Genomic DNA, 17345 nt, shown 5'->3' on the forward strand with positions numbered 1-17345 from the left:
GTGGGTGGTGGCCTACTCCGGTTGCGGCTGCACCGCCTGCAGCCCGCGCTTGACGGTGGCCAGGGTCTTCTGCGGCAGCAGCGCATCGGCGGACCCCAATTGCGCGGCCAGCAGGGAACGGCGCAGTTCCAACTCGGCCAGGGATTCGCTGGCACGCCCCACCGAGGCCTTCATGGCGGCTTCGGCCTCATCGCTCTGCCCGAAAAGCTTTTCCATGCGCTCCAGAATCGGGGGGCGGTCGCTTTCTCTGGCGTCCTTCAGGTCGGCGACGGCCTGGGCGCCCTCGCGGTCCAGAACATCGGCATGCGCGGCCTTGCGGCGGGCGTCCTGGAGGCCGCTTACCAGGCCTTGCACCGCCTTCAGGTAGGCCAGCGTGGCGCCCGTCACTGCGGGCCTGGCCGGGGCGTCGATGCGCTGCACCGCTGCACTGGCGTCACCCAGGGCCGCGACGGCATCGTCGGCCTTGTTGAGCAGCGCCGCATCCGCCGTCACCTGGAAATCCGCCAACTGCTCGACGCCTGCAGCCGTGCGGCTGCTGACCCCCTTGAGCAGGCCGCTGAGCGCTTCGACCTGCCTGTCGGACGCCAACGCCCCGCCTGCGGCGGCAGCCAGCACCCATGCCAGCACCAGCGCCACAACCTTCTTGCCCATGACCACCCCATTTGTTGAAGCGGCGATCGTAGCGGATGGAAGCCGCCACCTGCAGGCGCGCGAAGTACCTTGCCCTTACTTTTCCCTGGGCGTGAAGAACAGCGCCACGCCAATGGCGATCAGCGCCACCGGCCACCAGGTCACTAGCAATTCCTTGAGGCTGATGCTGATGAGCCCCAGGTTGGTGAGTAGAAAAAATACCCCCAGCACGACCAGAACGATTGCAGCGACGTTGCCCTTCATGTGCACTTCCTCCGAATATTGGGCCCGATGGAAGCGGGCTCTGCCACGGATTATGGCGGTGGTAAGGGCCGCTGCACAACCGCCGCAATCAGCCCGTACGCCCGGCGGACTGCGCTGCGCGCAAGGCCGCCAGGTGTGCGCCCAGCACGCAGCAGGCCGGGGTCACGATGATGCTGGCCAGGTTGAGCCACAGCGGCAGGTCGTCCCAGAAGGCAAAGCCCACCAGCGTGCTCACCACCCCCACCGCCAGGCCATTGAAGTAGGGATAGACCCCAGCGATGCGCCCCGCGACATAGCCACCGAGCACGCTCACCAGGCCGCCCAGGAGCATGCTCCACACCAGGTAGCCATCATCGTCCGTGAGTTCGGTCAAGGCCTGCATGATCTGCTCTTCGCTCTGCCCTTCCATGGCCAGCAGCACGCCCTGCACGGCCACCAGCGCTGCCCCGACCATGAAAGACAGGGCGAGAACGAGCAATGTGCCCAGCAACAGGGCCTTGATGTTGATTCGGCTCACCGACGAGTCCTCCGGAGGTGGTTTTGGCTTGGTACAGCGCGCCAAATGTACTGCCGGGGGCTTGGGTTAGCATTTCTGCAGCGTAAAGACCGTGCCACCCATGCTCCAGTTCGCCCACACCTACCGCTATGCCGAACCCTCGTCCGTGGACACAGGGCTCGGCGCCGCACCGCACCTGCGCCTGGCCACCTCCTCGCCCGGCGCAGTCGCCCACCCGCACTTCTTCGAAGGCCGGCTGCACCAGCCGCACCTAGCCGCGCAGTTGCTGAGCGCAGTGCACCTGCTCGTGGGCTCGCGCTTTTTCACGCCGGCCAACAGCGTGGCCAAGGCCGTTGCGCTGGCCGACCCGGTCGTCACGGCCGGCAGCGGCATGCTGCGGCTGGAGGGATTTTCGGCCTGCTGCAGCACCTACATCCGCGTGGACCTGGAGCCGGCTGCCTATGCCGGCGACATCGTCGGCAAGGGCACGACCAATATCGACTTCAACGCCCCCATGCGCGCAGCCCTGGCCCAGGTGCGCGATGCCGACGGGCTGGCGCTGTCGGTAGGGAACGCGGCCTTCACTCTGCACACGGGCGACACGCAGGTGGTGGAAAAGAAGGTGGAGCTGCCGCTGCGCTGGCTGCGCAGCATGGTGGCAGTGCAGACCTACCAGTCGGCCATGCGCAAGGTGTTCGAGGTGGATGCCATTCCCGCCCTGCGCTTCGTGCGCGGCCTGCCCCGGGCATCGACCAGCAAGACGCCGCTGTGGGTCGTTGCGGGCCCGCAGGGCCTGCGCACCACAGCGCAGAACGATGGCAGCGGCGTGCGCTTCACCGACAGCAGCCGGCTGCGCGTGCTCGAAAACCTACTGCCCAAGGCCCGCACGCTCACACTGTTTGCCGACGCGCAGCAGCAGGCCAGCGCCTGGTGCCTGGACTTCGGCGCCATGCGCCTGACTCTGGTGCTCAGCGCCGAGGTATGGCGCGGCTTTTCGGGCGAGGGCCAGGCCCTGCATTCCCTGGTGCTGGCCAATGAGGCCCGCCCCGCCAGCGCGGTGCGCGCCCAGTTGCACTGGCAGGACACGCTGCGCACCGATGCGCTGGCCGCCGAGCTGCAGTGGCCTGCCGCCGACGTGGACCGCGCGCTGCAACTGCTGGGCGCATCGGGCCTGGTGGGCTACGACCTGGTGCATGGCGCCTACTTCCACCGCGTGCTGCCCATGGACCTTGCGCAACTGGACGACCTGAACCCACGCCTGGCCGATGCCCGCGCGCTGCTGCAGGCTGGTGCCGTGCGCCTGGCCTCCACCCGCCCCCTTGATGCCGAAGTACAGAGCGCCGATGTGAGCTACCGCGTGCGCGAGGTGGACGGCGAGCTGCGCTGCACCTGCCCCTGGTTTGCCAAGCACCAGGGCGAGCGCGGGCCTTGCAAGCATGTGCTGGCGGCCAGCGCCGCACAGGCGGCAAACCCCTGAACTGAACCCTTCCCGTTCTACATGCACCACGACGACGACACCACCACCGGCGACTCGCCCCTGGAACGCCATATCCTCGCGGGCGACCTCGATGGCGTGATGGACTGCATCGATGCGGCCGATGCCGCCGAACGCCAGGAGATGCGCCGCGCCGTCGAACGCCTGATCGTGCGCCGCTGGCAATTGCTGCGCGCCAACCCTGACAGCCCCCTCACCGTGGACGGCCGCACCGACAAGGCCCGAGCCAACCGGCTGTTCCGCGCCACGGAGCTGGCACGCTTCATGTGCGACCCGGACCTGCCACGCAGCGACTACTGGCAGCACATCGGCATCCAGGACATCGCGGCCTACCAGGCCCGCTACGCGCCCGCGCTTTCAGCGGTGCCCATCGAAAGGCAGTTGCAAGGCGACTTCAGATGGCACTATCAGCTATACATCCACCGTGCCGTCGTGGCCGGCCTGGTGGAGCGCCCCGGTACCGATACGTACGTGGACGCACTGTTCTTTGGTGACCTGCGCGGTGAAACCAACGTGGTGCTCAAGCATGTCGATGCCGACCCCGGCGTGGTGCCATGGCTGCTCAGGCTGTTCGAGCGCGAAGGTTCGTCGGACGGCAGCTTTGCTGCGCGCGAGAAATACTGCCACGACCCCGAGCTGACCTGGAGCCACGCCTTCCTGACCCTGTGCGAGCGCGGCGTGTACACCCGAGCCCAGTTGCTGGACAAGACCCTGGGTGCTCTGGCCTGCGACTGGCCGCAGTTCAAGTCGGGCTGGTTCTCGCGCTTCCATGAGCAACTGGCGCCCACGGTGGACGAGATGGCCGCCGAAGCCGGCCGCTACCTGGCCCTGTGCTACAGCCGCATCGCCCCCACGGCTGGCATGGCGCTGCAGGCCGTGGCTGTGCTGTACAAGAGCGGGCGGGTGACGGACGATGCCGTGCTAGACGCTGCCACGCCCTTGGCGTCAGCCACCGTCAAGGCACAGGTGCTGGCGGTGCTGGAATTGCTGGGCCAGGTGGCGAACAACGGGTCTACCCTGGCCCACCGCGCCAGCGGCATCGCCACGCAGGCCCTGGCACACACTGGCGCGGACGTGCAAAAGAAGACCATCGCATTCCTCACTATCTGGGGCATGGACGAGGCAGGCCGCGCAGCCGCACACAGCCACCTGCCCTTCATCTCCGCCGTGAACCGGCCCTCACTGGCCCGGCTGGTAGGCGGGGTGGATGCAGCGCAGGTTTCCGCGCCGCTTCTTGCTGCCGGTTCCCCGAAAACGCCCAGCCCGATCTCGCCGCTGGACACAGGCAGGGCCCTGCCACCGCTGGAGCACATCGCCGATGTGGTCGAGTGCATGGCCTATGTGCTGGAAAACCCGATCAACGTGGACGAATGGGAGCGCGTGGCAGGGACATTGGTGCGGCTGGCACCGATTGCGCCCCAAGACCAGGCTGCCTTTTCCGCAATACTGAAGCGTGGCCAGCGGCTGCTACGTGGAAGCAACGCCGCCAGTATCGCCCTGGTACGCATACTTTTAGCGGCCATTCTCGGAAATGACTCAGCAGGTGAGACTTCCCAGGGCCTGGAAGACACGCCTGCAAAAGCCGAGCACCTCATCTGGTCGCGCGCACACGCTCTTATAGAACAGGCCCATGCAGGCAAGGGCCTCACGCCCTTGTCCACACCCACGCACCGGGGTGGCTTCATAGACCCGCGGCAGTTGGTGGCTCGCATTCAGGCCTACCAACAGGCCGGGGCAGAAGCCTCCCTATCTGAGCAAGTGCTGGCGCTGATGCGCCTGGTGCCTGTGTCAATGGACGCAGCCGCTGCCCGCAACACCTTGGCCAAGGCCCAGGACGTTGATCCCCAGACCCCGCTGGTGCAGGCCCTGCGCTATGCGCTGGGCGACGTTGCAGTGGTAGTACCAAGAGAGACTGCGGCACGCCCCCTTTTCCTGGCGGCAGCGCGCATCCGCTCGCCGCATGCGGATGACCTGCCAACTCTCGCCGCCTATGGCGATCTGGGCCCCGCCGGCCCCCTGCACGCACGAATCGACTGGCATGTGGTCAGCCGCTCAAGCAGCGGCGGCCAGTACACCTTCCAGGGCCTGCACCTGAGCCACGAGCCCGCACTGCAGCCGCAGGAACACGCTCAGCCCCACCACACGGCCTTAGCACTTTGCGCCAGGCACCTGAACGATAGGCGCTGGACATCCGAGCACGAGGCGGCCCACATCCGCTTTGCCGCCAGCCTGCTGCCCTCGGGCCTGGAGCCGTTGCTAGCCGAAGGCGCACGCACCATGGGCAACAACGTGGATTGGTGGGAGGCCCAGTGGCAAAACCGCGCCTACCTTGATCTGCTGCTGGAGCCCACCACCCCCTTCACCCCCATGGCGCAGCTGCTGCTGGCTGTGGCCCTGGCCGGCAAGGAACCGGGCCAGACAGCCCTGGCCGTGGACGCGCTGGTGCAGGGCGTGCGGGACGGCCGCCTTGATACCGCGGCCCTTGGCGACACGATGTCCCGCCTGTGGGCTACACCCCTCGTTAAAGGACCACGCTACGCCAAGAGCCTGGCCTCCGCGGCCCAGGCGCATGCGGCCCTGCCAGCGGCGGTATTCACCCTGCTCTGCGCCATGGTGCAAGAGCCCATGACCACCTGGCGCAAGGACCAGGCCCCCCTGCTGGAGTTGCTGCTGGAACTGCACCTGGCGCATGGCCTGGCCCTGCCCGCCAGCACCACGGCGGCCCTGGCGGCGATGAAGCTGGGCGCCAAAGGCAAGGCAGCCCAGCAGAAGCTGCTGGGCAAGTAAGCACGGGCGTCATACGGATTCGCGTTCGACCGTATAACTAGGCGGGAAGCCGCAGACAGTGCTGCAGCACGGCAAGGCGAACCAACGACGTTAGACGGTTGAACGCAAATCCGTATCAGGCGTAGCTCACGCCCGCGCTGGCCATGAACCCCTTGGGGTCGAAGCGGCTCCAGGCCTCGCCCCAGGAGAAGGACACCGCATGGTTGCCGAAGTTGCGGCCCAGCTGCTTGTGCAGCGTGCGGCGCACAAAGGCGACTTCGTTGTCGATGGCCTTTTGCGTGGGCCAGCCCTCCTCCTGCTCGGCGCCAGGCAGGTCCACGCCCAGAAGCACCATGTTCAGCCGCCCTTCGTGGAAGCCCACGGACAGCGAGCACGGCATGCCGCCGAATTCGAAGCCGCTGAACGACGACCAGGCATAGCCATTGCCGCGGTCGTTCGTGCCCTTGAAGAACTCGGCCATCTGCACCAGGGCATCCGCCTGGGCCAGCCCCTTGCGCCAAGCGCGCCCCGATGGCCGCAGCACCATCGCCCCGTCGGCAGGGTCGATCACCAGGCCTTCGCGTTGGGGCATGCGCTCAGTGGCTGCGCCGCGCCACCAGCCAGCCGCCGAACCAGCAGCCCGCCACGGTGAAAAGGGCATTGGCGATATCGAACCACCAGTCCCAGCCCGAGCCCGTGCCGATGGCCAGGCCGATGGAGATGGCCGTGAGCATCAGCGCCACCACCAGGTTGTTGGAATAAGGGTGCGCCGGTGCCAGCCGTGCCGTGACATAGCCGCCCGGTATGCACATGGCGCCGCCCGCGAGCAGCAGCGCCAGCGTGCCCAGGTTGCCGTCCAGGAACTCGGTCACCAGTCGGGCCAGTTGCGCGTCGCCCGCCCCCTGGGTCTGGAACCACCAGGACGCCACGTACCACAACCCATAGGCGATGAGGGGCAGCAGCACCAGCATGAGCACCACGCCGGCCACAATGGCTTTGAAACTGAATCGGTGCACGGGCTTACATCCTTTGCCGCATTGAATGAAACGGGGTGGCCCGATGGTACTTGCAGATGGCCGGTGCAAGGCCCTTGGGGGCGTGGCGTCAATCTGGCGCCCGTGGCGTGGCCGCCTGCGCCGCAGGCGCCGTCACCCGGCGACGCAAGGGAGAGAGCACCGACCACCAGCCCAGGCCGGCCAGCGCCGTGTTCTTCGCCGCCAGGATGGCATGGACCCAGGCCTTCTGCCAGCGGTGCTGAACCACAAAGACATGCAGGTGCCAGTTGGAGCGTTTGCGCACGCTGGCCCCGCTGTGCAGTAGCATGAACGCCTGCGGGTCTCCCACGGACTCCTGTGCCAGCCGGGCGGCCTCGGCCACGAAGAAGGCCAGAAGCGCCCCTGGTGCCGCACCGTCTTCCCCGCGGCCGCCGCCTTCATGGCACAGCACAAAGCAGTGCCGCAGCAGCGGCAGGCGGTAGCGCACGAGCAGACAGCCCCTGTCTGCATAGCCCGCAGGCTGGCTGACTTCCCGATCGAGCATGAGGAAGCGAGACATCACTGGAACCCTCCCAGGCAACTGAGGGCCCGCCAACCGGCCCGTGGCGCGATGGTAGCAAGGCGGGCGGGAATTCACGGCCCGGGTGGCGCACCCGTGCGGTCTAGAATGTCCTTGGCCAGCCGGAGCAGCGGCTGCGTCAGGTCAGCGTCCAACCCGCTCGCCAACAGAACCGCCCTCGCCTGCCGGGCGGCGGCTTGGGCTTCGCCGCTGTGGCCGCTGGCCTCCAGCAGGTCGGCCAGCAGCAGTTGCAGCTCCATGCGCTGCAGCGTGTTGAATTCACCCCCACCCGTTTCCTGCACAGCCTCGGGCGGTGCCAGGGCTTGCAGGCCCTGCCGCGCGGTCGCCATGGCCTGGTCCATCTGGCCCCGGCTGGCAAGCATGGTGGCTTCGAGAAGGTATTGCTGCAGGTCCATCGTGTCCCCTTGCCGAGTGTGGCGGGAGGAATATCGCATGTTGGCGCCTGGGGCCCTGGCAGCGGGCTGCATTGGAGTGACATTTTCCGCACAGTCAGGCTACCGCCCCCCGGCGCTCAGCAGGATGCCTACGCGCCCCGGCCTGGGGCGCAGTGAGCGATACCTCGGTATCGGCCTGGCTCAACACCCAGCGCCCGACAGCGCGCTGGGCAATGTCTCTATTTCGCATACGAAATAAAAAAAAGCCACGGCTTCCAGGCCGTGGCTTTGCAGCATCAGACCGGGCCGGCCAGGGCCCGCCCGCCGACGTCACTGCGTGGTGAAAGGCTGGCCGCCGAGCCCTGCGGTGCGGGTGTTGCCGTTGTCACCACCGGTGGCCGCGCGCGCCAGGTAGGCGGATCCGCTGTCCTCGCCCTGCAGGGCGGCCACTTCGGCCCGGTCGGCCAGGAAAGCGGACTGCACCTCGGCGCGGCTCAGCTGGCTCTTGAACGCGGCCAGGGGGTTGTAGTCCAGCGCCCAGGGGTCGGCCGCGGGCTGGCGCAGTTCGGCCAGCACTTCGGCGCGGCTCTTGGTGGAGGTGAAGGGGGTGGTATCGACGGTGATGTCGTCGGCAAAGGCATTGCCGGCGGCGCCGATGCACAGCAGGATGGCTAAAACGGTCTTGTATTGGTTCATGGTGCACTCCAGGACTGGTTGTGGTTGGTTTGCCGGGAGGTATCGCCCATGGCGCCCACCGACCACTCCACTGTAGAAAAACAGCCGCCGCGCGGATGTGCGTTTTCGCACCGGATTTGGCAGATTCCGGCCAGTGCGCTGTCCCCTGCCCCTCAGCCGTTCGCCAGCGCCTGCAGCCGCGCCAGGTCGCGCACCAGGAGGGCCCGCCCGTCCTTGGCCAGCACGCCGGCCTTGACCAGCGCCGAGAGTTCGCGCGTCACCTGCTCGCGGTAGGTGCTGACCTGGCTGGCCATCTCGGCGTGCCTGGGTGCAGGATCGATGCGGGCCTGGTTGCCATCGGCACCCGTTGCATCGGCTGCTTCTGCCAGCCGCAGCAGTTCGCCACACAGGCGCCGCTGCACGGTCAGGGTGCTGACCTCGACCACCCGGTCCGTCAGGCGCCGCACCAGGTCGGACAGGCGCTGCAGCACGCGCTCGTTGACCACCCACTCCTGGCGCAGCAGTTCCAGGAAGTCGGCCCGGGGCAATGAGGCGATGAGGCTGGGCGCTAGGGCGATCACGTCGGCCGAGCGTGGGCGCCCGTCGATGGCCGACAGCTCGCCATAGCAGGTGCCTGCGTGCAGATCGCGGAAACTTATTTCGCGCCCGGCGACCGAATAGCTGGTCACGCGCACCGCACCCGACACGATCAGGTGCAAATCACGGTCGTCCGCATCCCGGGCCACCAGTTGTGCGCCTGCATCGTGGTTGCGCCAGGCACATTGGCGGCCGATGGCCTCCAGCCGCTCGGGCAGCAGGCCCTGCAGCAGGTCCACTTTCTTCAGCCCCAGACTGGACGCTTGGATTTTTTCCTTTGACACGCCCACCACCATCCCACTCCTTGTCGGTCCGAAGGCTGCGCCTGGCGTCAGGCTGCCTGCTCTTTGCGTATGTTGCCACCCACCTGCTCAACCATGCGGCAGGCCTGGTCTCGGTGGCTGCGGCGGAGGCGGTGCGCAGCGGCTTCCTGGCCCTGTGGCGCAGCCCGCCGGGCACCGTGCTGCTGTATGGCGCGCTGGCGCTGCACATGCTACTGGCTTTCTCGGCCCTGCTGCGGCGCCGGACCTTGCGCATGCCCTGGCTGGACGCCGTGCGCATTCTCCTGGGCCTGGCCATCCCGCTGCTGCTGGCCTCGCACATCGCGGCCACGCGCCTGGCCCACAGCCTCTATGGTCTGGACGATACCTACACCCATATCGTGGGCCGCATCTGGGCGTCCGACGGCGGGGTGCGCCAGCTGGCGCTGATGGCCACCGTGTGGTGCCATGGCTGCCTGGGCATCCATTTCGCCGCACGCCACCGCGCGGGCTACCAGCGGCAGTTCCACCTGGCTTTTGCGGGCGCGCTGCTGCTGCCCGTGCTGGCCGGCCTGGGCTTTCTGGCCATGGGGCGCGAGTTGGCACCTGCTGGTGACGCGGGCTCGCCGCTCGGCGAAGCGCAGGCCGGTGTGCTGTCCCTGGCTGCCTCGTCGCTGGTGGCGGGCTTCGCCGCCCTGCTGGGGTTGGGCATCGCAGCCCGCCTCTGGCGCGATGCGCGCGCACGGCGCAGCGGGCAACTCATCACCCTCACCTACCCGGGCCAGAGCGTGCAGGTGCCGCGCGGCTGGTCGGTGCTGGAGGCCAGCCGCGACCATGGCATCCCCCACCTGTCGCTGTGCGGCGGCCGGGGCCGCTGCTCCACCTGCCGCGTGCGCGTTTCCCGTGGCCTGGAAGGCTGCGCCCCGCCGGACGCCGACGAGCGCCGCACGCTGGCGCGCATCGGCGCGGCCGGCGACGTGCGCCTGGCCTGCCAGTTGCGGCCCGCGGTGGACCTGGCCGTCACCCCCCTGCTCGCTCCCGGCCCTTCGTCGCCCTACCCCGAGGGCGCCATGCAGGCAGAGCGCGAGGCCGCCATCCTGTTCGTCGACCTGCGCCGCTGGACCACGCTGTCCGAGCGCCACCTGCCGCACGACCTGGCCTATGTGCTGGAGCGCTTCTTCGCCATCGTGGGCGAGAACGTGCGCCGCGAGGGCGGCGTGCCCAACCAGTTCATCGGCGACAGCGTGATGGCCATCTTCGGCCTGCAATCGGACCTGCCCACCGCCTGCCGCGCGGCCCTGCGCGCCGCACAGGCGGTGGAAGCCGGGCTGGAGGCCGCCAACGGCGACCTGCAGCGCGACTTCGGCCAGCGCCTGGACTTCGGCATGGGCCTGCACGCCGGCCGCGTGGCGCTGGGCGAGGTCGGCTGGCGCGACACGCGCACCTTCACCGCCGTGGGCGACGCGGTGAACACCGCCGCGCGCCTGCAGGAGCTGTGCAAGGAGTTCGGTGTGCGCCTGGTCGCCTCCGACACGGTGCTGCATGCCGCGGGCGCACAGGCGCACCAGGCCACGGCCCATGTGCTGCCGCTGCGCGGGCGCGGCGCCACACTGGCCGTGCAGGCCATCCGCTCGGCCAGCGATCTGGTGCTGGGCTGAGCGCGGCGCGCTGCGCCAGTCAGTCCATGGAGAGCTTCTGCGCCTGCACCACCTGCCGGTACACGCCGTACTCGGCACGGATCTGGGCGGCAAACTGCTCGGGCGTGTTCAGGATGAGCTGCGAGCCCGTGTCCTCGATGCGCTTTTTCACCTCGGGCCGCTCGGCCGCCTGGCGCACAGCGGCGGCCACCTTGTCCACCACGGGCCTGGGCAGCCCCTTGGGGCCAACGATGCCGTAGAAAGCCATGCGGTTGACCGCATCCAGCCCCACCTCCTTGAAGGTGGGCACGCCCGGCAACTGCGCCAGGCGCTGCGGCGCCGCCACCACGATGGGGACCAATTGCCCCGACTGGATGAACGGCAGGGCCGAGGGCAGGTTGTCGAACACGATGGGCACCTGGCCCGCCACCGTGTCGTTGAGCGCCGGGCCCGAGCCCCGGTACGGGATGTGGGTGATGAATGCCCCCGACAGGCTCTTGAACAGCTCCATCTGCATGTGGCCGATGGAGCCTGTGCCGGCCGTGGCGTAGCTGTGCTTGCCGGGCTCGGTCTTGAGCCGTTGCACGAAGGCCTGGTAGTCGCGGGCCCCAAAGCCCGGGTGCACGGCGATCACATTGGGCGTGGCGGCGATGTTGATGATGGGCGTGAAGTCGCCCAGCGGGTCGTAGCCCACCTTGGGGTTGATGGCAGGCGCCGCCGCCGTGGTGGACACGGTGGCCATGGCGAGGGCATGGCCGTCGGCTGCCTGGCGGGCCAGCTCCTGGGTGCCCAGTGCACCGCCGGCCCCGCTCTTGTTGTCGACCACCAGCGGCTGGCCCAGCGCCGCGCCCATGCCACTGGCCACCACGCGGGCGATGATGTCCGTGGTGCCGCCCGCGGCAAAGGGCACGATGAGGCGCACGGGCTTGGTGGGGTACGCCGCCTGGGCCCGCGCGGCAGGCGCCGCGGCCAGGCTGCCTACGGCTACGGCCATGGCAGCGGCAACGGCCAGCCCCGGCAGCCGGCCGGTGCGTGGGCGCGCCGGCAATGGGTGGTGTGGATGGGTCATGGTCGGGTATCTCCGGTTGGGTTGTCAAAAGGGGGGGATGCGGTGGCATGCGCCAGCGGCCAGGGCGCGCGCCGGTCCACCAGGTGCTGCGGGCCCAGTTCGGCGCAAGACGTGGCGCCCAGCATCGCCAGGTTGCGGTCCAGCTCGGCGCGCAGCAGGCCGATGGCGGCGGCCACGCCGGCCTCGCCATCCACGGCGGCCGCATAGTTGAAGGGCCGCCCCACAAAGACGGCCTGCGCGCCCAGCGCCAGGGCCTTGGCCACGTCGGTGCCGCGGCGTATGCCGCCGTCGAGCATCACCACCATGGCGCTGCCGGCCTGCTCGGCAATGGCGGGCAGCATGCGCAGCGGGGCCACGGCGCCATCGAGCTGCCGGCCGCCATGGTTGCTGACGATGATGCCGTCCACCCCGTGCTGGCGCGCGAGGGCCGCATCGTGCGGGCTGAGAATGCCCTTGACCACCAGGGGGCCGCGCCATTGGCGCCGTATCTGGGCGATGTGCTCCCAGTCGAAATGCTCGCGCCCTGCAAAGTCGCGCTGCACGCGCGATGACAGGATGGGCGCACCGCGCTCTGCGAACGAATTCTCGAAATGCGGCATGCCGTGGCGCAGCAGCGTGCGCAGCAGGGTGCCTGCCAGCCAGCGCGGGCGCACCAGGCCATCCCACGCCAGGCGCAGGCTGGGGCGCAGCGGGGTGGAAAAGCCCGCGCGCAGGTTGTTCTCGCGGTTGCCGGCCACGGGAATGTCCACCGTGACCACCAGGGTCTGCACACCGGCCGCAGCCACGCGCTGCAGCAGGGGAGCGATGCGCTCGGGCGTGCCCGGCAGGTAGGCCTGGAACCAGGTGCCGGGCGCGGCGGCCACCACCTCTTCGAGCCGGACGAGCGAGCTGCCGCTCTGCACCGCAGGGATGCCGGCCGCCGCCGCGGCCCGGGCCAGCACCACATCGCCCCGGTAGGCAGACAGCGCAGCGATGCCCATGGGCGCGATGCCGAAGGGGCTGGCATAGCGCGTGCCGAACAGCGTGACGCCCTGGTCGCGCTGCGCCACGTTGCGCAGCACGCGGGGTACCAGCGCCAGTTCGTCGAAGGCCCGGCGGTTTTCGGCCAGGGCACGGTTGTCCTCGGCAGCACCGGCCACGTAGCCGAAGATGGGGCGCGGCAGCGCACGGCGCGCAGCGGCCTCGAAGTCATCGAGCGACAGCAGGTGCCGTGTGCGCCCGATGCTGCGTGTGCCGTCGAACGCCTGCCAGGCGTTGAGGGTGCCTTGGGGCATGGGGCTGGCGGGGGCAGCAGAGGCGGCGGCGGTCAATGAGGGCATGGCAGGTTTCCAGTCCAGGCGATGAAGGGGCTGGAAGGCAGTGTCTGCCGACGTCAAATTTCAAGAAAGCGAATTTATTGATCACAATATGTTCGCCAAAAAGAAACAATAAAGCCATGACGCTCAAGCAACTCGAAGCCTTCTACTGGGCTGCCACCTGCAGCAGCTTTGCGCTGGCGGCCGAGCGCGTGCACCTGTCGGTGTCATCCCTGTCCAAGCGCATTGCCGAGCTGGAGGCATCGCTGGGCCAGGTGCTGTTCGACCGTGCCGGCCACCGCGCCGCGCTGACCGAGGCGGGCACGCGCCTCGTGCCCCTGGCCGGCGCCCTGCTGCAGCAGGCCGACCTGGTGCACCAGCAGATGGGCGCCACCACCGGCCTGCGCGGCCCCTGCCGCCTGGGCGTGGGCGAGCTCACCGCCCTGACCTGGCTGCCGCGGCTGGTGGCCGCCATCGAGCGCGCCCACCCCGACCTGGAGGTGAGCGTGCATGTGGATGTGGGCGCCGCCCTGGCCGAGCGGCTGGACAAGGGCGAGCTCGATGTCGCCGTGGTCGCAGGCCCCGCGAGCCGCAGCGCCCTGACCGCCATGCCGATTGCCCAGGCCGCTTTCGCCTGGTGCGCGCGGCCCGAGGTCGCCGCCAGAGCCAAGGCCATGAACGCCGCCGCGCTGCAGGCCGAGCCGCTCGTGACCCTGCCGCCGGGCTCGGGCGTCACCCAGCTCATCGACGACTGGCTGCGCCAGGCCGGCGCCCAGCCCGTGCGCCGCCTGCACTGCAACCACTGGGGCGCCATCGCCGGCCTGCTCGCGCACAGCGGCGGCATCGGCCTCTTGCCACAGGGCTGGGCCCGATCCCTTCAGCGGCGCGGCGTGCTGCGGCAGCTCCAGAGCCCCGTGCCCCTGGGGCTGCTGGACTATGCCGTGCACCACCGCCGCGACGACCTGCGGCCGCTGGTGGCGACGCTGCGCGACATCGCCGCGCGGGAAGCGGACTTCACCGTGGCGGGGAGCGTGTTCTGAGCCCCCACCCGGCGCCGTGACTTCAGGCAGAATCGCCGGCCCTTCTTCCACAGGCCCCGCCCATGACCGCTGCTGCCCCCATCGAGATCGCCCAGTCCACCCCTGCGGGTGGGGCCATTGCCCGCCAGGTGATGGAGCACTACGCACTGGGCGAGGTGACTCACTATGTGCTGATGCGGCGCGGCTTCAACCACGTGTACGAGATGCGGTTTGCCGACGGGCTGCGCGCGGTGGCACGGCTGTGCGCCGAGCGCCCCCGCGGGGCGCCCAACACTGCATATGAGACAGCCATGCTCAGGCACCTGAAGGCAGCGGGCGCTGGCGTGGCGGCCCCCCTCATGGCCCGCGGCGGGGCCACCTCCATCGCCATGCCACTGCCCGAAGGGCCGCGCGATCTGGTGCTGTTCGAACACCTCCCGGGCGAAGGGCCCGGCGAATCCGTGCCCGACACCGAAGCCACGGGCCGTGGCCTGGCCTTGCTGCACGAACTGGCACAGGGCTACGCGGGGCCGCCCAGCCGGTACCGGCTCGACCTGCAGCACCTGCTGCACGCGCCACTGGAATGGCTGTGTGCAGCCCCCACCATGGACGACGCCCTGCGCGCCGGCTACACCGCGCTTGCCGGGCGCCTGGCCGAGCGCATCACCGCCCTGCTGCCCCAGCTTGCCCGCGTGGCCTGCCACGGAGACTGCCATGGCGGCAACAACTTCGTGACCGATGGGCCGGGCGGCACGCGCGTGGCCTCGTTCTTCGACTTCGACGACGCCGGCCCTGGCCTTCTGGCCTATGACCTGTGCGTCTACCTGTGGAACACCCTTCCGCGCAAGGTGGGCAGTGTGCTCGACGAGGCGGGGCTCACGCGCTGGCAGCGCTACATCGCGGGCTACCGCAGCGTGCGCTCACTGGAACCGGCGGACTTCGATGCGATCACCGGCTTTCTCCCCGTGCGGCAGATCTGGCTGATGGGCGAGTTCGCCGGGCGCATTCCGGTGTGGGGCACGCAGGCCATACCCTCTGTGTACCTGCGCAAGCAACTGGAGATCATGGAATACTGGGAGTCGATGCAGACGCCGGAGTAGGCCGCCGCCACAGCACCGCGCAAAAAAGCCCGCACAGGGCGGGCAACTTGCTTTCACAAGGGAGGTATCGACTACGGGTGGGTCGACAGGGAAATCATAGCCCTGCCCCCCCGAAGGTGCCTGTGAAGTAGTTCACGCTTTTCGGTGCCGCGTGGGCAGGCATGGATGCAGCACGATTGATGAGCGATACGGACTCCATTGGTGAACAAATAGCATCAATGGCGCAAGCGATCTGGCGCCCAATCAGAGGCTGAGACACCAGGGCGACAAGGGACCTCCATGAACAACAACAAAGCAGCCATTCCATCCCCCGCGGGCACGCAGGCCGCGCCGCAGACCCCCACCCACAGCGCCAAGGCGTGGATGGTCGACCTGCTGCTGCTGGCCGCGCTGTGGGGCGCATCCTTTCTGTTCATGCGCATGGGCGCGGCCGAGTTCGGGGCCCTGCCCACGGCGGCGGCCCGTGTCAGCATCGGCGCGCTCTTCCTGTTTCCCCTCATGATGTTCCGCGGGCAGGGGCCGGCCCTGGTCCAGCACTGGCGCGCCAGCATGGCGCTGGGTGTGTTCAATTCGGGCCTGCCGTTTGCGCTGTTCAGCTTTGCGCTGCTCACCATCAACAGCAGCCTGGCGGCGGTGCTCAATGCCACGGCGCCGATGTTCGGCGCCCTGGTGGCCTGGGTCTGGTTCCGCGAACGGCCGAGCGGCTGGCGCCTGGTGGGCCTGGCCATCGGTTTTATCGGTGTGGTGATGCTGGCCAGCGGCAGTGCCGGGCTGCGCAATGGCAACGGCGATGGCAACAACAATGCGGCGCTCTGGGCCATCGGCGCCTGCCTGCTGGCCTGCCTTTGCTATGGCATCGCCGCCAGCGCAACGCGCCGTTACCTCACCGGGGTGCCGCCCCTGGCCACGGCCACCGGCAGCCAGATCGGCGCGGCCCTGCTGCTTGCCGTGCCGGCCATCATGTACTGGCCCCAGCACATGCCTTCGATGCGCGCCTGGCTGGCCATCGCGGCGCTGGGCGTGCTGTGCACAGGCGTGGCCTACTTCCTGTTCTTTCGCCTGATCGAGCGCGCCGGCCCGGCGCGCGCGCTCACCGTCACCTTCTTGCTGCCGGTGTTCGCCACCTTCTATGGGGTGGTGTTTCTCGACGAGCGCATCACGCAGTGGATGCTGGTCTGCGCAGCCGTGATCGTCTGCGGCGTGGGGCTGTCCACGGGCTTCATCGCGCCGAAGGCGCGCGCCGCAAAGACCTGAGCGCTCTCCGTCAACCGGTCTTTTGCCGCAAATAGGCCTGCGGCGTCATGCCCAGCTGTTTGTGGAACATGGCGATGAAGGCCGAGGGGGCGCTGTAGCCCAGCTCCAGCGCCACGTCCTTGACCGCACGGCCGGCCTCCAGCAGCGCAATGCCGCGCACCACCTTCAGGCGCTGGCGCCATTCGCCCAGGGACATGTGCAGGTCGCGCTCGCAGCGCCGCGCCAGGGTGCGCTCGGTGGTGTGCACGCTGGCGGCCCATTCGGCCAGCGAGCGGTTGTCCCAAGGGCTCGCCTGCAGCGCATCGAGCACGCGGGCGAGCAACGGGTCCTGCGAGGTCGGCAGGTAGCTGTCGTGGCCCGGCGCCACGCGCAGTTCGTCCAGCAGTACCGCGAACAGGCGCTGCTCGGGCGCGCTGTGCGGAGCGCCGATGCCGCGTTCGCGCAAGGTGTCCAGCACGGCCTGGATCAGCGGGCTGATGACCATGGTGCAGGCATGCGCCGGCAGCGCTGCGCACAAGGGCTCGGGCACGTAGACCGTGGCGTAGCTCGCCGCATGGCGGTTGTGGGAGGCATGCTCCAGGTGCGGCGGTATCCACACCCCGTACTGTGGCGGAGCCAGGAACACCTGCCCGCCCATGCCCACCTCGATCACGCCCGACAGCGCATGCACGAACTGCCCTGCGGCATGGCTGTCGGCCGGGTCGGCGCTGCCGGGCTGCAGGTGCACGACCTTGAACAGCAGCGGGGACGTGGCCTCCTGCTCCATCTTGTCTGGCTCCATTGATTGCTTGTCCGATTGGGCGTATTTGATTGAATCTGGTCAATTTAGACTGATTCTG

General features: G+C 68.9%; 18 protein-coding genes. 6 read left to right on the forward strand and 12 right to left on the reverse strand.

Going from position 1 to position 17345, the window contains the following annotated elements; genetic code table 11:
- Positions 1 to 12: 12 nt before the first annotated feature.
- The 3 genes from AC3WOH_RS30475 to AC3WOH_RS30485 all read right to left on the reverse strand — a co-directional run bounded on the left by AC3WOH_RS30475 (position 13) and on the right by AC3WOH_RS30485 (position 1411).
- A complete protein-coding gene (locus AC3WOH_RS30475) occupies positions 13 to 651 on the reverse strand; it encodes a hypothetical protein (protein WP_492233051.1) in 639 nt (212 codons plus the stop codon).
- A 75-nt stretch (positions 652 to 726) separates the two neighbouring features.
- Positions 727 to 894: a LiaI-LiaF-like domain-containing protein gene (locus AC3WOH_RS30480; protein ID WP_492233052.1), complete on the reverse strand. Its 168-nt coding sequence runs from the start codon at positions 892 to 894 to the stop codon at positions 727 to 729.
- Between the two features lie 88 nt (positions 895 to 982).
- Positions 983 to 1411: a hypothetical protein gene (locus AC3WOH_RS30485; protein ID WP_492233053.1), complete on the reverse strand. Its 429-nt coding sequence runs from the start codon at positions 1409 to 1411 to the stop codon at positions 983 to 985.
- A gap of 100 nt (positions 1412 to 1511) precedes the next feature.
- On the opposite strand from AC3WOH_RS30485, the gene AC3WOH_RS30490 reads away from it, so the two are divergent.
- Both AC3WOH_RS30490 and AC3WOH_RS30495 read left to right on the forward strand, forming a co-directional pair.
- Positions 1512 to 2867, forward strand: coding sequence for an SWIM zinc finger family protein (locus AC3WOH_RS30490; RefSeq protein WP_492233054.1), 1356 nt, complete (start codon positions 1512 to 1514; stop codon positions 2865 to 2867).
- Between the two features lie 21 nt (positions 2868 to 2888).
- Positions 2889 to 5672 (forward strand): DUF6493 family protein, encoded by a 2784-nt coding sequence (locus AC3WOH_RS30495; protein ID WP_492233055.1) that lies wholly within the window; start codon positions 2889 to 2891, stop codon positions 5670 to 5672.
- A gap of 115 nt (positions 5673 to 5787) precedes the next feature.
- On the opposite strand, the gene AC3WOH_RS30500 is transcribed toward AC3WOH_RS30495, so the two are convergent.
- The 6 genes from AC3WOH_RS30500 to AC3WOH_RS30525 form a co-directional block, all read right to left on the reverse strand.
- Positions 5788 to 6243, reverse strand: a complete 456-nt coding sequence (locus tag AC3WOH_RS30500) for a hypothetical protein (protein WP_492233056.1) — start codon at positions 6241 to 6243, stop codon at positions 5788 to 5790.
- A gap of 4 nt (positions 6244 to 6247) precedes the next feature.
- Positions 6248 to 6667: a hypothetical protein gene (locus AC3WOH_RS30505; RefSeq protein WP_492233057.1), complete on the reverse strand. Its 420-nt coding sequence runs from the start codon at positions 6665 to 6667 to the stop codon at positions 6248 to 6250.
- 88 nt (positions 6668 to 6755) lie between these two features.
- The gene (locus AC3WOH_RS30510) at positions 6756 to 7205 is read right to left on the reverse strand and encodes a hypothetical protein (protein WP_492233058.1); all 450 of its coding nucleotides are present in this window, start codon (positions 7203 to 7205) and stop codon (positions 6756 to 6758) included.
- Between the two features lie 74 nt (positions 7206 to 7279).
- On the reverse strand, positions 7280 to 7621 hold the full coding sequence (locus tag AC3WOH_RS30515) for a hypothetical protein (protein ID WP_492233059.1): 342 nt from the start codon (positions 7619 to 7621) through the stop codon (positions 7280 to 7282).
- A 309-nt stretch (positions 7622 to 7930) separates the two neighbouring features.
- The gene (locus AC3WOH_RS30520) at positions 7931 to 8296 is read right to left on the reverse strand and encodes a hypothetical protein (RefSeq protein WP_492233060.1); all 366 of its coding nucleotides are present in this window, start codon (positions 8294 to 8296) and stop codon (positions 7931 to 7933) included.
- 152 nt (positions 8297 to 8448) lie between these two features.
- A complete protein-coding gene (locus AC3WOH_RS30525) occupies positions 8449 to 9111 on the reverse strand; it encodes a Crp/Fnr family transcriptional regulator (RefSeq protein ID WP_492233061.1) in 663 nt (220 codons plus the stop codon).
- A 65-nt stretch (positions 9112 to 9176) separates the two neighbouring features.
- On the opposite strand from AC3WOH_RS30525, the gene AC3WOH_RS30530 reads away from it, so the two are divergent.
- The gene (locus AC3WOH_RS30530; RefSeq protein ID WP_492233062.1) at positions 9177 to 10790 is read left to right on the forward strand and encodes an adenylate/guanylate cyclase domain-containing protein; all 1614 of its coding nucleotides are present in this window, start codon (positions 9177 to 9179) and stop codon (positions 10788 to 10790) included.
- Between the two features lie 19 nt (positions 10791 to 10809).
- Here the strand turns inward: AC3WOH_RS30530 and AC3WOH_RS30535 are convergent, their stop codons facing one another.
- Both AC3WOH_RS30535 and AC3WOH_RS30540 read right to left on the reverse strand, forming a co-directional pair.
- The gene (locus tag AC3WOH_RS30535) at positions 10810 to 11763 is read right to left on the reverse strand and encodes a tripartite tricarboxylate transporter substrate binding protein BugE (RefSeq protein ID WP_492233087.1); all 954 of its coding nucleotides are present in this window, start codon (positions 11761 to 11763) and stop codon (positions 10810 to 10812) included.
- A 71-nt stretch (positions 11764 to 11834) separates the two neighbouring features.
- Entirely contained in the window at positions 11835 to 13157 is a 1323-nt protein-coding gene (locus AC3WOH_RS30540; protein WP_492233063.1) for an alpha-hydroxy acid oxidase, read from the reverse strand.
- 116 nt (positions 13158 to 13273) lie between these two features.
- Between AC3WOH_RS30540 and AC3WOH_RS30545 the strand changes: the two genes are divergently transcribed.
- The 3 genes from AC3WOH_RS30545 (at position 13274) to AC3WOH_RS30555 (ending at position 16506) form a co-directional block, all read left to right on the forward strand.
- Complete coding sequence (locus tag AC3WOH_RS30545; protein ID WP_492233064.1) at positions 13274 to 14173, forward strand: LysR family transcriptional regulator; 900 nt, start codon at positions 13274 to 13276, stop codon at positions 14171 to 14173.
- Between the two features lie 62 nt (positions 14174 to 14235).
- Positions 14236 to 15252 (forward strand): phosphotransferase enzyme family protein, encoded by a 1017-nt coding sequence (locus AC3WOH_RS30550; protein ID WP_492233065.1) that lies wholly within the window; start codon positions 14236 to 14238, stop codon positions 15250 to 15252.
- Between the two features lie 279 nt (positions 15253 to 15531).
- Entirely contained in the window at positions 15532 to 16506 is a 975-nt protein-coding gene (locus AC3WOH_RS30555) for a DMT family transporter (protein WP_492233066.1), read from the forward strand.
- 10 nt (positions 16507 to 16516) lie between these two features.
- Here AC3WOH_RS30555 and AC3WOH_RS30560 read toward each other — a convergent pair whose 3' ends face one another.
- On the reverse strand, positions 16517 to 17287 hold the full coding sequence (locus AC3WOH_RS30560) for an AraC family transcriptional regulator (RefSeq protein WP_492233067.1): 771 nt from the start codon (positions 17285 to 17287) through the stop codon (positions 16517 to 16519).
- Positions 17288 to 17345: the final 58 nt, after the last annotated feature.

The organism is Acidovorax sp. FW305-C-20-28 (assembly GCF_058783375.1).

Excerpts from the sequence above, each read along its gene's own strand:
- AC3WOH_RS30560 (WP_492233067.1), bottom strand. The coding sequence starts at position 17,287 with ATGGAGCCAGACAAGATGGAGCAGGAGGCCACGTCCCCGCTGCTGTTC.
- AC3WOH_RS30510 (WP_492233058.1), bottom strand. The coding sequence starts at position 7,205 with ATGTCTCGCTTCCTCATGCTCGATCGGGAAGTCAGCCAGCCTGCGGGC.
- AC3WOH_RS30490 (WP_492233054.1), top strand. The coding sequence starts at position 1,512 with ATGCTCCAGTTCGCCCACACCTACCGCTATGCCGAACCCTCGTCCGTG.
- AC3WOH_RS30495 (WP_492233055.1), top strand. The coding sequence starts at position 2,889 with ATGCACCACGACGACGACACCACCACCGGCGACTCGCCCCTGGAACGC.
- AC3WOH_RS30545 (WP_492233064.1), top strand. The coding sequence starts at position 13,274 with ATGACGCTCAAGCAACTCGAAGCCTTCTACTGGGCTGCCACCTGCAGC.
- AC3WOH_RS30520 (WP_492233060.1), bottom strand. The coding sequence starts at position 8,296 with ATGAACCAATACAAGACCGTTTTAGCCATCCTGCTGTGCATCGGCGCC.
- AC3WOH_RS30540 (WP_492233063.1), bottom strand. The coding sequence starts at position 13,157 with ATGCCCTCATTGACCGCCGCCGCCTCTGCTGCCCCCGCCAGCCCCATG.
- AC3WOH_RS30475 (WP_492233051.1), bottom strand. The coding sequence starts at position 651 with ATGGGCAAGAAGGTTGTGGCGCTGGTGCTGGCATGGGTGCTGGCTGCC.
- AC3WOH_RS30500 (WP_492233056.1), bottom strand. The coding sequence starts at position 6,243 with ATGCCCCAACGCGAAGGCCTGGTGATCGACCCTGCCGACGGGGCGATG.
- AC3WOH_RS30515 (WP_492233059.1), bottom strand. The coding sequence starts at position 7,621 with ATGGACCTGCAGCAATACCTTCTCGAAGCCACCATGCTTGCCAGCCGG.
- AC3WOH_RS30535 (WP_492233087.1), bottom strand. The coding sequence starts at position 11,763 with ATGGCCGTAGCCGTAGGCAGCCTGGCCGCGGCGCCTGCCGCGCGGGCC.
- AC3WOH_RS30480 (WP_492233052.1), bottom strand. The coding sequence starts at position 894 with ATGAAGGGCAACGTCGCTGCAATCGTTCTGGTCGTGCTGGGGGTATTT.
- AC3WOH_RS30555 (WP_492233066.1), top strand. The coding sequence starts at position 15,532 with ATGAACAACAACAAAGCAGCCATTCCATCCCCCGCGGGCACGCAGGCC.
- AC3WOH_RS30550 (WP_492233065.1), top strand. The coding sequence starts at position 14,236 with ATGACCGCTGCTGCCCCCATCGAGATCGCCCAGTCCACCCCTGCGGGT.